We start from the raw sequence: 18,082 nt of genomic DNA, 5'->3' as shown, positions 1-18,082 counted from the left end.
CTGAGGGCTGAGGCCTCGTATCGTCTGGACTTCTTTCAATTCACCGGAATTTATGATGCAAAGACGACAGTTTTCCTTGGGTTTGACGGCTGCAGCGGCGCTGCCGTTGTGGGGTTGCGCCGCTGCCGGCAATGCCATGGGCCGTGACCAAGCTGCCCGCCAGTGGCACGCGGCGCTGACCGACATCGAACGCCATGCCCAGGGCCGTCTGGGCGTGGCCATGCTGGACACGGGGTCGGGCCTGGCACTGGGCTGGCGCCAGGACGAGCGTTTTGCCATGGCCAGCACCTTCAAGCTGGTGCTGGCGGGCTGGATGCTGGCGCTGGTGGACCAGGGCAAGGAGCGGCTGGACGCCCGCGTGTTGTATGGCCGCGATGCCGTGGTGGAGTACTCGCCCGTGAGCGGTCCGCGCGCCGGTGACGGCGGCGGACTGACGGTGGCTGAACTCTGCGCTGCCACGGTGAGCCTGAGCGACAACACCGCCGCCAACGTGCTGCTGGCGCGCCACGGCGGGCCGACGGGGTTCACGGCCTTTGTCCGCTCACTGGGCGACAGCACCACCCGGCTGGACCGCAATGAGCCCACGCTGAACGAAGTCCGGGTGGGCGACCCCCGCGACACCACGACGCCGCAGGCCATGCTGCAGACCATGCAAAAACTGGTGTTGGGCGATGCGCTGACTTCCCCATCGCGCACCTTGTTGCAGCGTTGGCTGGTGGAAACGAGCACGGGCGACAAGCGCCTGCGCGCCGGTGTACCAGGCTGGAAGGTGGGCGACAAGACGGGCACGGCGGGCGACAGCGGCACGGCCAACGACATCGGCGTGCTGTGGCCGCAGGGCGGCGGTGCACCGGTGCTGGTGACCTGTTACCTCACGCGCTCCACGGCGTCAGGCGAGCAGCGGGACGCCGCCATCGCCCAGGTGGCGCGCGCCGTGGCCGCTGCGCGCGAAACGTTCAGAGCTTTTTGACCAGCACCTGGCTGCGCCGATCCCAGTTGTATTTGCGCTTTCGCGCATCGGGCAACCAGTCGGGGTCCACGGGCTGAAAGCCGCGTTTGATGAACCAGTGCATGGTGCGGGTGGTCAGCACAAAGATGCTGTCGAGCCCGGCGGCGCGGGCGCGCTGCTCGATGCGCTTGAGCAGCTTCTCCCCGTCGCCCGTGCCCTGGCTTTGTGGCGACACGGTCACGGCGGCCATCTCCGCCGTCCTGGCCTCGGCATAGGGGTAGAGCGCGGCGCAGCCAAAGATCACGCCATCGTGTTCGATGATGGTGTACGAGGCGATGTCGCGCTCGATCTCGGTGCGGTCGCGTTTGACGAGGGTGCCGTCTTTTTCAAACGGCTCGATCAGTTGCAGAATGCCGCCCACATCGTCAATGGTGGCCTCGCGCAGTTCTTCGAGCTTCTCGTCGATGACCATCGTGCCGATGCCGTCGTGCACATACACCTCCAGCAGCAGCGAGCCATCTACCGCAAACGGCAGGATGTGGCTGCGTTCCACGCCCGCCTTGCAGGCTTTGACGCAATGCTGCAGGTAAAACCCCGTGTCGGTGGGGCGCTGCGGAGGTGGCAGGCTCGCCAGCAGGGCCTGCGCCGCTGCCAGGGGCAGCTCGGTGTCGATGGGGTTGTCCTCGCTTTCGGGCTGGCTCGGGTCCATGCGGATGCCTTGCACTTCGCTCAGAAAGATCAGTTTGTCGGCCCGCAGCTCGATCGCCACGCTGGTGGCGACCTCTTCCATGTTGAGGTTGAACGCCTCGCCCGTGGGCGAAAACCCAAAGGGCGACAACAACACCATGGCACCCATGTCCAGCGAACGCTGGATACCGCCCACGTCCACCTTGCGCACCAGCCCCGAATGCTGGAAATCCACCCCGTCCACAATGCCCACGGGCCGCGCCGTGAGGAAGTTGCCCGAAATCACACGCACCGTGGCGCCCGCCATGGGGGTGTTGGGCAGCCCCTGGCTGAAGGCGGCTTCGATCTCGTAGCGCAACTGGCCCGCCGCCTCCTGGGCACAGTCCAGCGCCACGGAGTCGGTGATGCGGATGCCATGCGAATACCGCGCGGCATGGCCTTTGGCGGCCAATTGCTCATTCACCTGCGGGCGAAAACCATGCACCAGCACAATGCGCACGCCCATCGCCTGGATCAGCGCCAAGTCTTGCGCAATGTTTTGCAGCTTGCCTGCCGCAATCGCTTCACCCGTGAGACCGATCACAAAGGTCTGGTTGCGAAACTTGTGGATGTAGGGCGCCACCGAGCGAAACCAGGGGACGAAGGTGAAATTGAAGACAGCAGACATGTGCGGCAGGGTGGCGGTCGGGAGAAGTGAGGGGAACAGCAAGGGCTGGGATAATTCGCGATTCTCTACGAAGTTTCTGCTTTGACCGCGTCCACCGCTTCCTCTCCCCTGCACATCGAGTTTCCCGAATCCCTGCCCGTCTCTCTGCGACGCGACGAGATCATGGAGGCCATCACCCAGCACCAGGTCATCATCGTGTGCGGCGAAACCGGCTCGGGCAAGACCACGCAGTTGCCCAAGATTGCACTGGCGCTGGGCCGGGGCAAATGCAATGCCAAGCCGGGACAGAAAGGTCAGCTGATTGGCCACACCCAGCCGCGCCGCATTGCCGCCAGCAGCGTGGCCAAGCGCATTGCCGAAGAGCTGAAAACGCCACTGGGGGACGTGGTGGGCTTCAAAGTGCGGTTCCAGGACCGCCTCAGCCGCGATGCCTCCGTCAAGCTCATGACCGACGGCATCTTGCTGGCCGAGACGCAGACCGACCCTCTGCTCAAGAATTACGACACCATCATCATCGACGAGGCGCACGAACGCAGCCTCAACATCGACTTCCTGCTGGGTTACATCCGCCAGATCCTTCCGCGCCGACCGGACCTCAAGGTCATCGTCACGTCGGCCACCATCGATGCCGACCGGTTCGCCAAGCATTTCGAGAGCGCCAAGGGGCCAGCGCCGGTCATCATGGTGTCGGGCCGCACCTTCCCGGTGGAGCAGCGCTATCGCCCGTTTGAAGACAGCCGCGACTACGGCCTGAACGATGCCATTGCCGATGGCGTGGACGAACTCTGGCAGGGCAATGCGGCGGGCGACATCCTCGTCTTTCTGCCTGGCGAGCGCGAAATCCGCGAAGCGGCCGACCACCTTCGCAAGCACCTCTCGCACCAGCCCGTGATGCGCAATGCCGAGGTGCTGCCGCTGTTTGCGCGCCTCAGTCAGGCCGAGCAGGACCGCATCTTTGATGGCCACACCGGCCGCCGCATCGTGCTGGCCACCAACGTGGCCGAGACCTCGCTCACCGTGCCTGGCATTCGCTACGTGATTGACGCAGGCACAGCGCGCGTGAAGCGCTACAGCTTCCGCAGCAAGGTGGAGCAGCTGCTGGTGGAGCCCATCAGCCAGGCCGCCGCCAACCAGCGTGCGGGCCGCTGCGGCCGGGTGGCCAACGGCATCTGCATCCGCCTGTACGACGAGGCCGACTTCAACGGCCGCCCGCGTTTTACCGACCCGGAAATCCTGCGTTCGTCTTTGGCAGGCGTCATCCTGCGCATGAAGTCGCTGCACCTGGGCGATGTGGTGCAGTTCCCGTTCATCGAGGCCCCCTCGGGCCGTGCGATTGCCGACGGCTATCAGTTGCTGGCCGAGCTGGGTGCGGTGGACGATGCCAACGAGCTGACCCCCATGGGCACGGAGCTGTCGCGCCTGCCGCTCGACCCCCGCGTGGGCCGCATGATCATCGAGGCGCGCGACCGCAAGGCGCTGGAAGAGGTGCTGGTGATTGCCAGTGCCCTGAGCGTGCAGGACGTGCGCGACCGGCCGCTGGAAGCCCAGCAGCAGGCCGACCAGGCACACGCCAAGTTCGACGACGACAAGAGCGAGTTCAGCGGCTACCTCAAGCTGTGGAAGTGGATCAACGAGGCCCGTGGCGGGGCACCCAGCCTGCCGTCGGCCCGCGCGCAGAAGGCCATGGCCGCGCACAAGGCGCCATCACAGGCATTTTTGCCCGTGGCACAACGCAGTGGCGGTGGCAGCCCTGCGGCAGCGCCTGCCCCATCCACTGCCGCCCCAGCCGCTACCCACAAGCTGAGCAACCGCCAGTACGAGCAGCTGCTGCGCCAGAACTTCATCAGCATCCGCCGCCTGCGCGAGTGGCGCGACATCCACACCCAGCTGCTCACCGTGGTGACCGAGCACAAGTGGCAGATCAACACCCAGCCTGCGAGCTATGAGCAACTGCACCTGTCCATGCTGGCCGGGCTGCTGGGCAACGTGGGCGCCAAGGGCGACGAGGAAGACTGGTACCTGGGCGCGCGGGGCATCAAGTTCTACAAACACCCCGGTGCGCACCTGAACAAGAAGCCCGGGCGCTGGATCATCGCGTCGGAGCTGGTGGAAACCACGCGCCTGTTTGGCCGAGGCATCGCCGCCATCGAGCCGCAGTGGCTGGAGCAGATGGGCGGGCACTTGCTGAAGAAGCAGCTGCTGGATCCGCACTGGGAAAAGAAGTCGGCCGAGGTGGTGGCGCTGGAGCGCGCCACGCTGTATGGCATCGTGGTCTACAACAACCGCCGTGTGAACTTCGGCAAGGTCGATCCCTACGCCGCACGCGAGATCTTCATCCGCGAGGCCCTGGTCGGCAGCAACTGGGAGACCAAGCTGCCCTTCCTGGCCGCCAACCAGAAGCTCATTGCCAAGGTCGAAGAGCTGGAGCACAAGTCGCGCCGCCAGGACGTGCTGGTGGACGACGAACTCATCTACGCCTTCTACGACCAGCAACTGCCGCCCGAGGTGTGCAGCGGCCACAGCTTTGAGGCCTGGTACCGCGAGGAAAGTAAAAAGCGACCCGACCTGCTCAAGCTCACCCGCGACGAGCTGATGCGCCATGAGGCCGCAGGCATCACCACCAACGCGTTTCCCAAAACCGTGCGCCTGGGCGGCGTGGACTGCGCCGCCACCTACCTGCACGAGCCCGGCGATGCGCGCGACGGCATCACCGTGACCATCCCGCTCTTCGTGCTCAACCAGGTGAGTGACGAGCGCTGCGAATGGCTGGTGCCCGGCATGCTCAAGGACAAGATCCAGGCGCTGCTCAAAAGCCTGCACCAGCGCCCGCGCAGCCGCTTTGTGCCGCTGCCTGAATCGGCCACGCGGCTGGCCGAGCTGTTCAACGCGCCCGAGCGTTTTGGCACCGGCAGCCTGACGGACGCTTTGCTCAAGCAGGTGCGCGATGAGACCTCGCTCGATGTGAAGCGCGCCGACTTCAAGCTCGACATGCTCAGCCCGCACTTGTTCATGAACTTCCGCGTGGTCGATGAACATGGCCGCCAGCTCGGCCATGGCCGCAACCTGGGCGCCCTCAAGGCCGAATGGGGTGCCAAGGCGCGCGGCGCGTTCCAGGCGCTGGCAGGGCTCAAGTTGGGTGTTGTGGCGGCACACAGCGAGAAATCTGAATCAAATATGCCTCCAGCGCTTGATATTAAAGCGCAAGCAGCTATCAAATCAGGAGTAAAAGGCGCAAGCCCCGTCTCGGCAAAACCGGCAAGCGCTGCGCCATCGGCCCAGGCAGGCCAGCGTTACACGACCTGGACGTTTGGTGAGCTGCCTGAGCTCATGGAGATCAAGAAGGGCGGGCAGACGCTGGTGGGCTTCCCGGCGCTGATTGATGGCGGCGATGGCGTCACCATCGAGGTCTTCGATGAACCCGAGGTGGCCGCCGCCAAACACCGCGCGGGCCTGCGCCGTCTGTTTGCGCTGCAGATCAAGGACGCGCTCAAGTACCTTGAAAAGAACATCCCCGACCTGCAGAAGATGGCCGTGGCCTACATGCCGCTGGGTACGCAGGAAGAGTTGCGCACCCAGATCATCGACGTGGCGCTGGACCGCGCCTTCTTGCTCGACCCACTGCCCACCGATGAGTTCGACTTCAAACGCCGCGTGGAAGAAGGGCGAGGGCGCCTGACCTTGATCGCCAACGAAGTCGCGCGCCTGGCCGCCACCATCCTCACCGAATACGCGGCAGCCGCCCGCAAGATCAAGGACACCAAGAACGCGCCTGACGCGACAGCGGATGCTTTGCAGCAACTGCAACGCCTGGTGCCCAAGAACTTCATCGCCGTGGCACCCTGGGCGCAGCTGGCCCATTACGCCCGTTACCTCAAGGCCATCACCCTGCGGCTGGACAAATACCGCGCCGACCCCGCCCGCGACGCCGCCAAGCTGGCCGAGCTGCGCCCGCAAGAGCAGCGCTACTGGCGCCTTGTGGCCGAGCGCAAGGGCGCGGTGGATGCGCGCATGCAGGAGCTGCGCTGGCTGCTCGAAGAGCTGCGCGTGAGCTTTTTTGCGCAAGAGCTGCGCACGCCGCAGCCGGTGAGCGTGAAGCGGCTGGACAAGCTGTGGGCGCAGGTCAATAGCTGACGGCCTGAGCGAGCTGCGGGGTAAAGACGGTGTTGCCTAAGATCGTGAACACGTTCTCACTGCCTGAACCAGATCTTGAGCGTCACGTACATCGCGTAGCCCAGGGCTAGCACCAGCCACACCACAAAAAACAGGTTGGCCCAATACTGACCCGCATGCTCCGCCAAGGTGTAAATCTGGCCTGCGCAGCCTTTTCCGACACAGGGGATTTCGCGCAGCACCAAGGCCCGCATGGCCGCAAACAAAAGGTACGCAGCCACACCGCTGATAACCACAAACCCGACCGGCCCGACTGGTGGCTTGGTGAGTTCATCGTTCTCATCGCGCAGGCCCTGGCGCAGCAACTTCTGGCCGTATCTGTACCAAAAGACCCCGACCAAAAGCATCAGTAGGTAGTAAAGGGCAGTCAGCATGTCGTCGAGTCGTATCGTGGAGATAGAGGGAGCGGAACCGTCGGCAACGATGGTATCCGAGTGCCTTGCAACCAGATGCCGGGACCTTCGCCTTGCTTTCGCGTCACCTGCGCGACCCGGCATCAGTGGCATCCCCAATGCCATGCCGATGCATGGCCTCTAGGCTGCGGGGTAAAGGAATCTCATCCATGCGCCCTCACTTCAAGTTCTGGCCCCGCCGTCTGCCCCATGCCATCACCCTGCCTGCCACCTCGCTGTGGGACAACCTGGCCATCAGTGCCCGCCGTTACCCCGACAAGGCGGCGCTGGTGTTCTTTGGCCGTTCGGTGAGCTATCAGGAACTGGCTGAAGGGGCAGAGCGCTTGGCTGCGCGCCTGGTGCAGTTGGGGGTGAAGCGCGGCGACCGCGTGGTGCTGTGCATGCAGAACTGCCCCCAACTGGTGATGGCGCATTTCGCCATCCTGCGCGCCAACGCGGTGGTGGTGCCGGTCAACCCCATGAACCGGGCCGAGGAGCTCAAGCACTACGTCACCGACCCGGACACCAAGGTGGCCTTCACCACCGCTGATCTGGCGCCCGAAATGGCCAAGGCCAGCAACGCGCTGCCGCTTGGCGAGCGTCTGGCCCATCTGGTGGTGACCCAGTTCACCGACGCTTTTGATCCCGGCGTAACAGGCGCTGATGCTCCGCCCGAGGCCTGGATGGAATGGCTGAGCACCCGGCATCCGTTGCCGGCATTGGAGGGGGGGCGCACCTATGCCTGGACGGATGCGGTGGCCTGCTCCGACATGCCCCCCGCGCTGGCTGTGGGGCCCGACGACCTGGCGTTGTTGCCTTACACCAGCGGTACCACCGGCTTACCAAAGGGCTGCATGCACCTGCACAAAAGCATCATGCACAACGCGGTGTCGGGCTGCCTGTGGGGCAATGGCTCGGCCGACAACGTGACGCTGGCGGTGGTGCCCATGTTCCACATCACGGGCATGGTGAGCGTGATGCACACGGCGATCTACAGCGGCGCCACGCTGGTGATCATGCCGCGATGGGACCGTGACCTGGCGGGGCGCCTGATTTCGCGCTACCAGGTCACGACCTGGACGAACATTCCCACCATGATCATCGACCTGCTGGGCAGCCCCCATTTTGCGAACTACGACCTCTCCAGCCTGGCCTACATCGGCGGTGGCGGTGCAGCCATGCCCCAGGCCGTTGCACAGCGCCTGCTGGAGCAGTATGGCCTGCGCTATGCCGAAGGCTATGGGCTCACGGAGACGGCGGCGCCGTCGCATTCCAACCCACCCGATCATCCCAAGCAGCAATGCCTGGGCATTCCCTTCATGGGCACCGATGCCCGCGTGATCGACCCTGACACGCTGCAGGAGGTGCCCGTGGGCGAGCAGGGCGAGATCATCATCCATGGCCCCGAGGTGTTCGAAGGGTATTGGAAGCGGCCAGACGCCACCGAAGCGGCGTTCATCGATTTCGAGGGCAAACGTTTCTTCCGCTCGGGTGACCTGGGGCGCATGGATGAAGACGGCTACTTCTTCTTGACGGACCGGCTCAAGCGCATGATCAACGCCAGTGGCTTCAAGGTCTGGCCGGCGGAGGTCGAGGCGCTGATGTTCCGCCACCCCGCCATCCAGGAGGCCTGCGTCATCGCCGCCAAGGACAGCTACCGGGGCGAGACCGTGAAGGCCGTGGTGGTGTTGCGTGCCACACACCAGGACACCACCGAGCAGCAGATCATCGACTGGTGCCGCGAAAACATGGCGGTGTACAAGGTGCCGCGCATCGTGCAGCTGGTGACGGCGTTGCCCAAGAGCGGCAGTGGCAAGGTGATGTGGCGTGCGCTGCAGGAGCAAGAAGCGCAATAAACGGCCTGCTCTACCAAGACCAAAAAAGGGCTGCCTGTAGCAGCCCTTTTTGCTGGGGAATCAGGGGACTCAGTGGGATGAGGCGGCTGTCGTCAGCTCGCCCAGATCGCGCTCCAGCAAGGCGGGGTCACCCAGTTGCAGCTCGATCAGTTTGCGCAGATGGGTCACGCTGTCCAGATCGATGCCACGACACAGAAGGCCAGTGTGCAGACCTTGCACATGCGCCACTTCGGTGGACATGGCGATGTGGTTGCCGGTTTCGGCCAGGGGAATGGTGATCTGGCACAGCATGCCCGCTTCCAGCGCAGCCTCAGGGGGGGCCATGATGAGTGCTCCCTTTAGCGAAAGGTCCAGCACATGCACGCTGAATGCGTCGTTGGAGGTGGTCAGCAGGGCCGGCGCATCAAAACTGACGCGAACGAAGTGGCGGCGTTCATGGGGCATCGCTGTCTCCTGGGCCAAGCGTGGGGTTGGCACATGCTACTCCAACGCCCGCCATGGCAGATTGTCTTTGGAGGTTTTTGCAGGCTTTCGGTAACATGGGCTTTCCGCTGTGTGGGGAGGCAGGCTGTGGGTTCACGCGTGTATCGGTTCAGGCGCCGATGGGTTGGCTGGCTGCGTTGGGTCGCGGTCTTGCCCCTGCTGTGGGCCTGCGCCAGCGTGTCTGCCGCGCCCCGTGAGTTGCGGGTGGGGGTCTACTCCAACGAACCCAAGGTGTTTGCCGATGCCGGTGGCAAGGCCTCCGGCATTTTTGTGGACCTGCTGCAGCTGGTGGCAACGCGTGAGCAGTGGACGCTGAAATTCGTGCCCTGCGACTGGCAGGACTGCCTGGACGCGCTGCGTGCCGGGGAGCTTGATCTGATGCCCGACGTGGCCCGCTCGCCAGAGCGTGAAGCGCTGTACGACTTCCATACCCTGCCGGTGCTGCACAGTTGGTCACAGATCTATCGCGCGCCGGGCAGCGCGATTCATTCGCTGTTTGACTTGCAGGGCAGGCGGGTGGCGGTGCTCAGGGGGTCGGTGCAGCGCGCCACGTTCGCCAGCATGATGGACAGTTTTGGCATCCAGGTTTCGCTGGTGGATGCCGCCAGTCTCGTGGATGCCTTTGTGATGGTGCAGCGGGGCGATGCCGATGCGGTCATCTCCAACCACCTGTTTGGCAATTTCCATTCGGCCCGGTATGGGGTGCTGGATTCCGGCATCGTCTTTCAGCCTGCTGCGCTGTTTTTTGCGACCGGCCCGCAGCGCAATGCCGATGTGCTGGCGGCTATTGACCGGTCGGTACAGGACTGGCGCAGCGGGGCTGATCCTGCCTACAGCGAGGTCTTGCGGCGCTGGGGTGCGCAGGACCCGGGGGGGCGGATCTCGCCACTGCTTTGGTGGAGCTTGGGCGGGTTGCTGGTGTTCAGCCTGTTGGCCGCGCTGACGGTGGTGTTTCTGCGCCGGCAGGTGCAGGCGCGCACGCGCCACCTCAAAGACAGTGAACAGAAGCTGGCCACCATTTTGGACAGCGTGGGCGCGTTCATCTACATCAAGGGCAAGGACTACCGTTACCAGTACGCCAATCACCACACGCTCAAGCTCTTCGGCAAGTCGGCCCAGGAGGTGGTGGGGCATGACGACACGTTCTTTTTTGATGCGGCCACGGTCGCGCAGTTGCGCGCCAACGACCGCCGCGTGCTCGAAGACGGCGAGACCCTCGAAGCCGAGGAGGTGAATACCTCCCGGGCCGACAGCGAGCCCCGGGTTTTCTGGTCCATCAAGATCCCGTTGCGCCAGGCCGACGGCAGCATCCATGCGCTCTGCGGTATTTCCACCGATATCACCGAGCGCCGCAAGGCCGAAGAGTCACTGCAGATTGCCGCCATCGTGTTCGAGTCGTTCGAGGGCATGATCGTCACGGGCCCCGACCAGCGCATCCTCAAGGCCAACCAGGCCTATGCGCGCCTTACGGGATATGCCGTGGAGGAGCTCGTGGGGCAGACCCCCCGCTTGCTGCAGTCGGGGCGGCAGGATGCCGCCTTCTACGCCAGCATAAAAAGCGCACTGCGCACCACGGGCATGTGGCAGGGTGAGGTGTGGAACCGGCGCAAGAATGGTTCGGAGTATCCGGCCTGGATCACGATCACCGCCGTGCGTTCGCCCCAGGGCGACATCACGCACTATGTGGGCACGCAGACCGATATCTCCAGCCGCAAGGCCGCCGAGGAAGAGATCCGGTTGCTGGCGTTCTACGACCCGCTCACGGGTTTGCCCAACCGCCGCCTCATGACCGACCGTCTGAAGCACGGCATGGTGGCCACCGCGCGCTCTGGTTGCGGGGGCGCATTGCTGTTTGTGGACCTGGATAACTTCAAGGACCTCAACGACACCCAGGGCCATGAGCTGGGCGACCAGCTTCTGCGCCAGGTAGCGTCCCGCCTGGAGGGCTGCGTTCGCATGGGCGATACGGTGGCGCGCCTGGGTGGGGACGAGTTTGTCGTGCTGCTGGAAGGGCTGAGTCCGCACCCGCACGAAGCGGCCGCCCAGGCGGAGACGGTGGCGCGCACGGTGCTGCAGGCACTGAGCCAGAGCTACCAGCTCGATGGCCGTGTGCACCACAGCGCCTGCAGCATCGGCATTGCGCTCTATGCCGATGCGCAAGGTTCTGTGGACGAGTTGCTCAAGCACGGCGATATGGCCATGTACCAGGCCAAGGGGGCTGGGCGAAACACCTTGCGGTTCTTCGATCCGCGCACGCAGGCCAACGTCACGGCGCGCACGCTGCTGGAGGCCGGTTTGCGCGAGGGATTGCGCGACGGCCAGTTCCTGCTGCACTACCAGGCCCAGATCAGCCAGCACCACGGCATGGTGGGCGCCGAAGCCCTGGTGCGTTGGCAGCACCCGCAGCGTGGGCTGGTGTCGCCGGCCGAATTCATTCCGGTAGCCGAGGCCTCGGGTCTTATTGTTCCGCTGGGCGCGTGGATTCTGCGCACGGCGTGTCTACAACTCGTGGACTGGGCGCGTGACCCGCTGACGGCGCACTGGACGCTGGCCGTGAACGTGAGCGCGCGCCAGTTCCGCCACAGCCATTTTGTGAACGAGGTGTTGGGCGTGCTGGAGGAAACGGGGGCCAACCCCCATCGCCTGAAGCTGGAGCTGACGGAAACCCTGCTGCTTGACGATGTCGAAGACACCATCGAACGCATGGCCACGCTGCGTGCGGCGGGCCTGGGCTTTGCGCTCGATGACTTTGGCACCGGCTATTCCAGCCTGAGTTACCTCAAGCGGCTGCCGCTGGACCAGCTCAAGATCGACCAGGGTTTTGTGCGCGACCTGCTCACCGACGCCAATGACGCCAGCATTGCCCGCACCATCGTGACGCTGGCGCAGAGCATGGACCTGAGCGTGATCGCCGAAGGTGTGGAAACCGTGGAGCAGCGCGACATGTTGGCCAGCCTGGGTTGCCACACCTGGCAGGGCTACCTTTTTGGGCGCCCTGGCCCCGCTGCCGCATTGCGTGCGTCGGTGGCCCCGGTGCCCGTGCCTTGATCTCACCACCGGTTCAAAGCAATCGGTTCAAAGCAAAAGGTCTTGCCTGAAAAAAGCCCCGTTGCATTGGATGCTGAGTTTGCTTTCATTGTGATAGCGGAAGGCGCTTGCATATCAAGCGTTACAGGCTGTTTTGGCTTACAGAATTTCACAGATTGGTTGCGCCCAAGGCGCGGTAGTATCTGTCGCCATTGGCTGACATCTTTTCTGCACTTCCTGGGCTAAGGTACAGCAGCCTTTGTTACAAATACAGGCTGGCACACTGATCCACACCGCTCGAGCCTTCGGCGAGCCAGTCATCTGGAGTCCCCCATGAAAAACACCACCATCACCACGATCCGCCTTCTTGTTTCCGGAGCCGCTGCTGCCCTGCTGCTCGCTGCCGCTGGCGGTGCCCATGCACAAGCCTATGTCAATGCCACGGTGGGGGGCGAGCTGGCGCCCGGCGTGTATGGCCGCATCAATATCGGCAATGCGCCACCGCCGCCGCTGATCTATGCCGAGCCCGTCATCATCCAGCGCCCGGCTGTCATGGTGCCTCGTGCGCCCATCTACCTGTATGTGCCGCCAGGCCACGCCAAGAACTGGGGCAAGCACTGCGCCCGTTACAACGCCTGCAATCAGCCCGTGTACTTTGTGCAGGAGCCGCCACCACGGCGCGGCAACCCATACCCGGGCCCACGCGGGCGTGATGACCGCCGCTGGGACGATGACCGCCGCCACGGCGGCGGCAAACACGACCGTTACAACGGGCGTGGACATGGCCGAGGTGATGACCGCGGTGAAGGGCGTGGCAAGGGCCACGGCCACCGGGATTGAGCGGGGCCTGCGCGCCACGCCCTCTTTGACGAACGCCGGTGGGCGTTCGTTGGCAATGCGCCATCACCGCAGGCGGCCCAGCGCCTGCGGTTAAGCTTGAGCCCCTATGGCCCAAGTCACCTTTTCCCCTCCGTTCACCACCCCTTCCGATGTTGTCAGCCAGCTGCGCCAGGGCGGTTATGCCGTGCTTTCTCCGGCGGCCGTGGCCCAATGGGTGGGTTGTGATCTGTCAGAGTTAATGGGCCTCAATGGCGACTGGGCGACGCTGCCGCCCGATGATTTCTTGAAAGACGGTGGCCGCTATCGCCGCCGGCGCCACGCCTGTTTTGTGGTGCAGGATGGGCAAGCCCGGCAAGTGCCTCACCGCGCTCACTGGCAGCCCGTGGAGTACAACGCCTTGCACGGTGGCATGGAGCGCTGGTTTGCCCCCATGGAGCCCACCACGGTGGTCAAGCCGGTGTGGCAGCGGCTGCTGGCCGCGCTGGCCGGGGTCTCCGACGCCGTGTTTGCGGGCGCGGACGCACCCGCACCGTGGTTTGTGGAGGCGCACCAGTTCCGCATCGACACCACGGACGGCATCGGCCGCCCAACGCCCGAGGGCGCACACCGCGATGGTGTGGATCTGGTGGCGGTGTTCCTGGTGGGGCGAGAGGGCGTCAAAGGCGGGGAGACGCGTGTGTTTGAGGCCGCGGGGCCTGGCGGCCAGCGTTTCACGCTCACGCAGCCGTGGTCGCTGCTGCTGCTCGATGATGCCCGCATGATCCATGAGTCCACCCCCATTCAGCCGCTGGCCGACGGTGGCTACCGCGACACGCTGGTGGTGACCTGCCGGCGCGGCAACTTCCAGGGCGCTGAGGTGATGGGCCCAACACCGGCAACGGCGAATATCTGACGGAACCCGCTTTCTGGCGCCTGGGCCGACCCCGTCGCCATGGCGGATGAGTGCCCCTGATTTGATACGGATCAAGATGCCGGGTATGGTGGACGTTCACACTGGTGTTCAGCCGGGCCACTAGCCCGCTCACCATTCAACCCAAGGAGAAGCACCATGTTCAAACACATTCTGGTTCCTGTCGACGGCTCCAAGACCTCGATGCTGGCCGTATCCAAGGCCGCAGGCCTTGCCAAGACCTTCGGCAGCGCCGTGACAGCGGTGTATGTTATCGACCCGTATCCCTTCACTGGTGTGGGCGCCGATTTCGCTTATGGCCAGGCGCAGTACATCAGCGCAGCCACGGCCGAAGCCAATGCAGCACTCGACGCCACCAAGAAGGCGATGGCAGAGGCTGGTGTGCAGGTGACGGTCGTGGTGGGCGAGGGCCATGCGGTGCACGACGGCATCTTGCGCGCGCTGGAAAGCACGGGCGCCGACCTCATCGTGATGGGCTCGCACGGCCGCCGTGGCCTGGAAAAGCTGGTGCTGGGCAGCGTCACGCAGCGCGTGCTGGGTGTGGTGCATATCCCGGTGCTGGTGGTCAGGGACTGAGCGCCATTGCTCCATGACAAACGGCTCCGAAAGGAGCCGTTTTGCATTTCAGGTCTCAATGATGCCGCGCATCACCCGCAACCCACCACTGTCGTGGACTAGGCGCGCCTCAAACCAGTGCACCCGTGGAACTGGCTTAGCCAGGCCACCGGGTGCGTCCCCCTCGGGGGAAGGCGCCCCAGGCGCCTCAGGGGGGGTTACTCGATTTTTGCGCCAGAGGCTTCCACGATGCCCTTCCACTTGGCGTAGTCGGTCTTGAGCAACGCGCCGAACTGTGCCGCCGACATGGCCTGTGGCTCTGCGCCCTGGGCCTGGATGGCGGCCTTCATGTCGGCGGTGGCCAGCAGCTTGTTGATCTCGGCGTTGAGGGTGTTGACCACGCTCGCCGGGGTGCCTGCGGGGGCCAACACGCCATACCAGGTGCTGACGTCAAAGTTCTTGAAGCCTGATTCAGCCACGGTGGGCACGTCGGGCAGCGACGAGCTGCGCTTGGCCGACGTCACGGCCAAGGGGCGCAGCTTGCCGGACTTGATCTGACCCATGGCGGAGGGCAGCGAGGACACCAGCAGGTCCACGTTGCCGGCCAAGGCATCCATCAAAGCGGGGTTCGAGCCCTTGTAGGGGATATGGCTCAGCTTCACGCCCGCCGCCTTTTCAAACAGATCGCCCGCCAGGTGGATGGACGTGCCGTTGCCGGGGGAGCCATAGGTGATGCTGCCGGGCGCGGCCTTGGCTGCGGCCACCACATCGGCCAGGGTCTTGAACTTGGAGTTGATGCTGGTGGCAATGACCACGGGCGTGTAGGCCACGTGGGCCACGGCGGTCAGGTCCTTGGTGGGATCCCAGGGCAGGTTCTTGTAGAGCCAGGGGCCGATGACCAGGTTGTCCTTCTGGCCCATCACCAGGTCGTAGCCCGTGGGCGCGGCCTTGACCGCTTCGGTGATGCCGATGGTGCCACCCGCACCCGCCCTGTTGTCGACCACGACCGTCCATTTGGCGGTTTCGGTGAGTTTGGTGGCCACCAGGCGCGAGAGGATGTCGGTGCCGCCGCCGGGCGGGAAGGGCACGATCAGGCGGACGGGTTTGTTGGGGTAGGCGGCAGCGGGCGTTGGCGCTTGGGCATGGGCTGTGGCGCCCACGGCAAAGGCGAGTGTGGCAAAGGAAAGCAGGGTGCGAATCATGGTGGGGTTTGTCTCTGTCGGTTCAATGGATAAAGCGGTTGCGCGGGCGCGCTGCGCTCAGTTGGTCTTGGTGCCAGCTACGCATGATCGCTGATCCTGCGCAGGGCTTGCCTTGCCAATAGCGGGTGGCAGCATCGCCGGTGGCGATGGCAGACGCAGCGCCATCGCTGCCCCCACCGCCACCATCCGCTGGGCGATGCCTCAGATGCGTTCAAAAATCGCTGCAATGCCCTGGCCGCCGCCGATGCACATCGTCACCAGCGCGTAGCGGCCCTGGATGCGGTGCAGCTCGTAGATGGCCTTGACGGTGATGAGCGCGCCGGTGGCACCAATGGGGTGGCCCAGCGAGATGCCCGAGCCGTTGGGGTTGACCTTGGCCGGGTCCAGGCCCAGGTCCTTGGCCACCGCGCAGGCCTGGGCGGCAAAGGCCTCGTTGGCTTCGATCACGTCGAGGTCGTTGACGGTGAGGCCCGCTTTTTTGAGCGCCAGTTGCGTGGCGGGCACGGGGCCGATGCCCATGTACTTGGGGTCCACGCCCGCGTGCGCATAGGCCACCAGGCGGGCCAGGGGCTTGGCGCCGCGCGCCTTGGCGGCACCGGCCTCCATCAGCACCACGGCGGCGGCAGCGTCGTTGATGCCCGAGGCATTGCCTGCGGTCACGGTGCCGTTTTCCTTCACGAACACGGGCTTGAGCTTGGACAGGTCTTCCATCGTGGCGCCGGGGCGGAAGTGCTCGTCGGTGGCGTATTGCACGTCGCCCTTCTTGCTCTTCAAGGTGACGGGCACGATCTGGTCCTTGAACACACCGGTCTGCGTGGCGCGCTCGGCGCGGTTGTGGCTTTCGACCGCCAGCTTGTCCTGGTCTTCGCGGGTGATGCCCCACTTGGCGGCGATGTTCTCGGCCGTCACACCCATGTGGATGTTGTGGAAGGGGTCGTGCAGCGCGCCGATCATCATGTCCACCATCTTGGTGTCGCCCATGCGGGCGCCCCAGCGCATGTTCAGGCTGGCAAAGGGCACGCGGCTCATGTTTTCGGCGCCGCCGCCAATGGCCACGTCGGTGTCGCCCAGCAGGATGGACTGGCTGGCGCTGACGATGGCCTGCAGGCCCGAGCCGCACAGGCGGTTGACGTTGAAAGCAGGCGTGCCTTCGCCGCAGCCGCCATTGATGGCGGCCACGCGCGACAGGTACATGTCCTTGGGCTCGGTGTTGACCACGTGGCCGAACACCACATGGCCCACGTCCTTGCCTTCCACGCTGGCACGGGCAAGGGATTCGCGCACGACCAGTGCGCCCAGCTCGGTGGGGGGCACGTCCTTGAGGCTGCCGCCAAAGGTGCCAATGGCGGTGCGCACTGCGCTGACGACGACGACTTCACGGGTCATGGGGAGGTCCTTTCAGATGAGGTTCAGGTCAAATTGGCCGCTAGCGCTTGTCTATCAAGCGGTAGCAGCTATAAAAACAGGAGTGGTAAGGCTTTATGCGTCGCGCACATCGGCCACCGGGTGGGTGCCGAAGTCTGCGCGGTCCAGCCAGGCGAGCACGCGGATAGCGGCGTCGGCAGGCGATGTGAGCTGGCCACCCGTCTTGAGGTTGGCGAAATTCTGGCGGTCCGGGAAGGCGGCCGGGTCGGCGCCACGCAGCTGGACCTGCATGTCGGTGTCGATCACACCGGGAGCCAGCGAGCATAGCTTGGCGCCATGGGGCTTGATGGCCTCGTCCAGCGCCACGCAGCGCGTGAAATGGTCCATGCCCGCTTTCGCGGCGCAGTAGGCGGCTTGCGAGGCCATGGCCCGGCGGCCAAGGCCCGACGAGATGTTGAGCACCTTGCGCGGCACCGTCCAGGCATCCGTGGCGTAGAGGAAGGCGGCGGTGAGCTGCATGGGGGCCTCCAGCCCCACGCGCAGGGCTTGGGCCAGGTCGGCGGCATCGCTGTCAGACAGCGGGGTGATGCGCGGGATCATGCCCGCGTTGTTGATCAGCGTGGCACTGGCAAAGGCCTGGGGGCCTTGGGCTGTCAGCCAGCTGTGCAGTTTGTGTGCGGCCTGCTCGCCCTGCGACAGGTCTTGCTGCCATTGCTCGATGGTGACGCCAGCGGCCCTGGCTTCTGTGGTCAGATCTGCGTTGGCGCTGCGCGCGATGCAGACCAGCGTGTTGCCGCTGCGCAGCAGTTGCTGGGCCATGGCCAGCCCCATGCCGCGCGATGCGCCGGTGAGGATGTAGAGGTGGTTTTGGGGCATCCCGCCATGGTACTGCGTAGCAAGCGGCCCATGATTTTTGGGGGGCACGCACGGCACTTGCTCGATGGTGCGCTGGGCGATATCGCGGCTGGCCACAGCCAGG

General features: G+C 64.8%; 13 protein-coding genes. 7 read left to right on the top strand and 6 right to left on the bottom strand.

The window, feature by feature from the left end; all coding sequences use genetic code 11:
• Positions 1-52: 52 nt before the first annotated feature.
• The gene (gene bla, locus KI609_RS13365) at positions 53-970 is read left to right on the top strand and encodes a class A beta-lactamase (RefSeq protein WP_413463319.1); all 918 of its coding nucleotides are present in this window, start codon (positions 53-55) and stop codon (positions 968-970) included.
• Here the strand turns inward: bla and argA are convergent.
• The gene (argA, locus tag KI609_RS13360) at positions 957-2,303 is read right to left on the bottom strand and encodes an amino-acid N-acetyltransferase (RefSeq protein WP_226443941.1); all 1,347 of its coding nucleotides are present in this window, start codon (positions 2,301-2,303) and stop codon (positions 957-959) included. The genes bla and argA overlap by 14 nt on opposite strands.
• 162 nt (positions 2,304-2,465) lie before the next feature.
• Between argA and hrpA the strand changes: the two genes are divergently transcribed.
• Entirely contained in the window at positions 2,466-6,434 is a 3,969-nt protein-coding gene (gene hrpA, locus KI609_RS13355; RefSeq protein WP_413463428.1) for an ATP-dependent RNA helicase HrpA, read from the top strand.
• A gap of 56 nt (positions 6,435-6,490) precedes the next feature.
• Here hrpA and KI609_RS13350 read toward each other — a convergent pair whose 3' ends face one another.
• Complete coding sequence (locus tag KI609_RS13350) at positions 6,491-6,847, bottom strand: hypothetical protein (RefSeq protein WP_226443937.1); 357 nt, start codon at positions 6,845-6,847, stop codon at positions 6,491-6,493.
• A 188-nt stretch (positions 6,848-7,035) separates the two neighbouring features.
• Here KI609_RS13350 and KI609_RS13345 point away from each other — a divergent pair, with 188 nt between their 5' ends.
• Entirely contained in the window at positions 7,036-8,721 is a 1,686-nt protein-coding gene (locus tag KI609_RS13345; RefSeq protein ID WP_226443935.1) for a long-chain fatty acid--CoA ligase, read from the top strand.
• Between the two features lie 69 nt (positions 8,722-8,790).
• Here the strand turns inward: KI609_RS13345 and KI609_RS13340 are convergent, their stop codons facing one another.
• Positions 8,791-9,165 (bottom strand): PilZ domain-containing protein, encoded by a 375-nt coding sequence (locus tag KI609_RS13340; protein ID WP_226443933.1) that lies wholly within the window; start codon positions 9,163-9,165, stop codon positions 8,791-8,793.
• A gap of 189 nt (positions 9,166-9,354) precedes the next feature.
• Between KI609_RS13340 and KI609_RS13335 the strand changes: the two genes are divergently transcribed.
• The 4 genes from KI609_RS13335 to KI609_RS13320 all read left to right on the top strand — a co-directional run bounded on the left by KI609_RS13335 (position 9,355) and on the right by KI609_RS13320 (position 14,557).
• On the top strand, positions 9,355-12,252 hold the full coding sequence (locus KI609_RS13335; protein WP_226443931.1) for an EAL domain-containing protein: 2,898 nt from the start codon (positions 9,355-9,357) through the stop codon (positions 12,250-12,252).
• Positions 12,253-12,564: 312 nt separating this feature from the next.
• Positions 12,565-13,071 (top strand): hypothetical protein, encoded by a 507-nt coding sequence (locus KI609_RS13330; protein WP_226443929.1) that lies wholly within the window; start codon positions 12,565-12,567, stop codon positions 13,069-13,071.
• Between the two features lie 106 nt (positions 13,072-13,177).
• Positions 13,178-13,963 (top strand): 2OG-Fe dioxygenase family protein, encoded by a 786-nt coding sequence (locus tag KI609_RS13325; protein WP_226443927.1) that lies wholly within the window; start codon positions 13,178-13,180, stop codon positions 13,961-13,963.
• A gap of 156 nt (positions 13,964-14,119) precedes the next feature.
• Complete coding sequence (locus KI609_RS13320; protein ID WP_226443925.1) at positions 14,120-14,557, top strand: universal stress protein; 438 nt, start codon at positions 14,120-14,122, stop codon at positions 14,555-14,557.
• Between the two features lie 197 nt (positions 14,558-14,754).
• Here the strand turns inward: KI609_RS13320 and KI609_RS13315 are convergent, their stop codons facing one another.
• From KI609_RS13315 to KI609_RS13305, 3 genes are all read right to left on the bottom strand, one after another.
• Positions 14,755-15,738, bottom strand: coding sequence for a Bug family tripartite tricarboxylate transporter substrate binding protein (locus tag KI609_RS13315; protein ID WP_226443923.1), 984 nt, complete (start codon positions 15,736-15,738; stop codon positions 14,755-14,757).
• Positions 15,739-15,939: 201 nt separating this feature from the next.
• Positions 15,940-17,124, bottom strand: a complete 1,185-nt coding sequence (gene bktB, locus KI609_RS13310; protein WP_226443921.1) for a beta-ketothiolase BktB — start codon at positions 17,122-17,124, stop codon at positions 15,940-15,942.
• A 93-nt stretch (positions 17,125-17,217) separates the two neighbouring features.
• Complete coding sequence (locus tag KI609_RS13305) at positions 17,218-17,979, bottom strand: SDR family NAD(P)-dependent oxidoreductase (protein WP_226443919.1); 762 nt, start codon at positions 17,977-17,979, stop codon at positions 17,218-17,220.
• Between the last annotated feature and the right edge of the window lie 103 nt (positions 17,980-18,082).

Source organism: Acidovorax radicis, from assembly GCF_020510705.1.
Classification (GTDB): domain Bacteria; phylum Pseudomonadota; class Gammaproteobacteria; order Burkholderiales; family Burkholderiaceae_C; genus Acidovorax; species Acidovorax radicis_A.
This window is presented reverse-complemented; position numbering and strand designations above follow the sequence as displayed.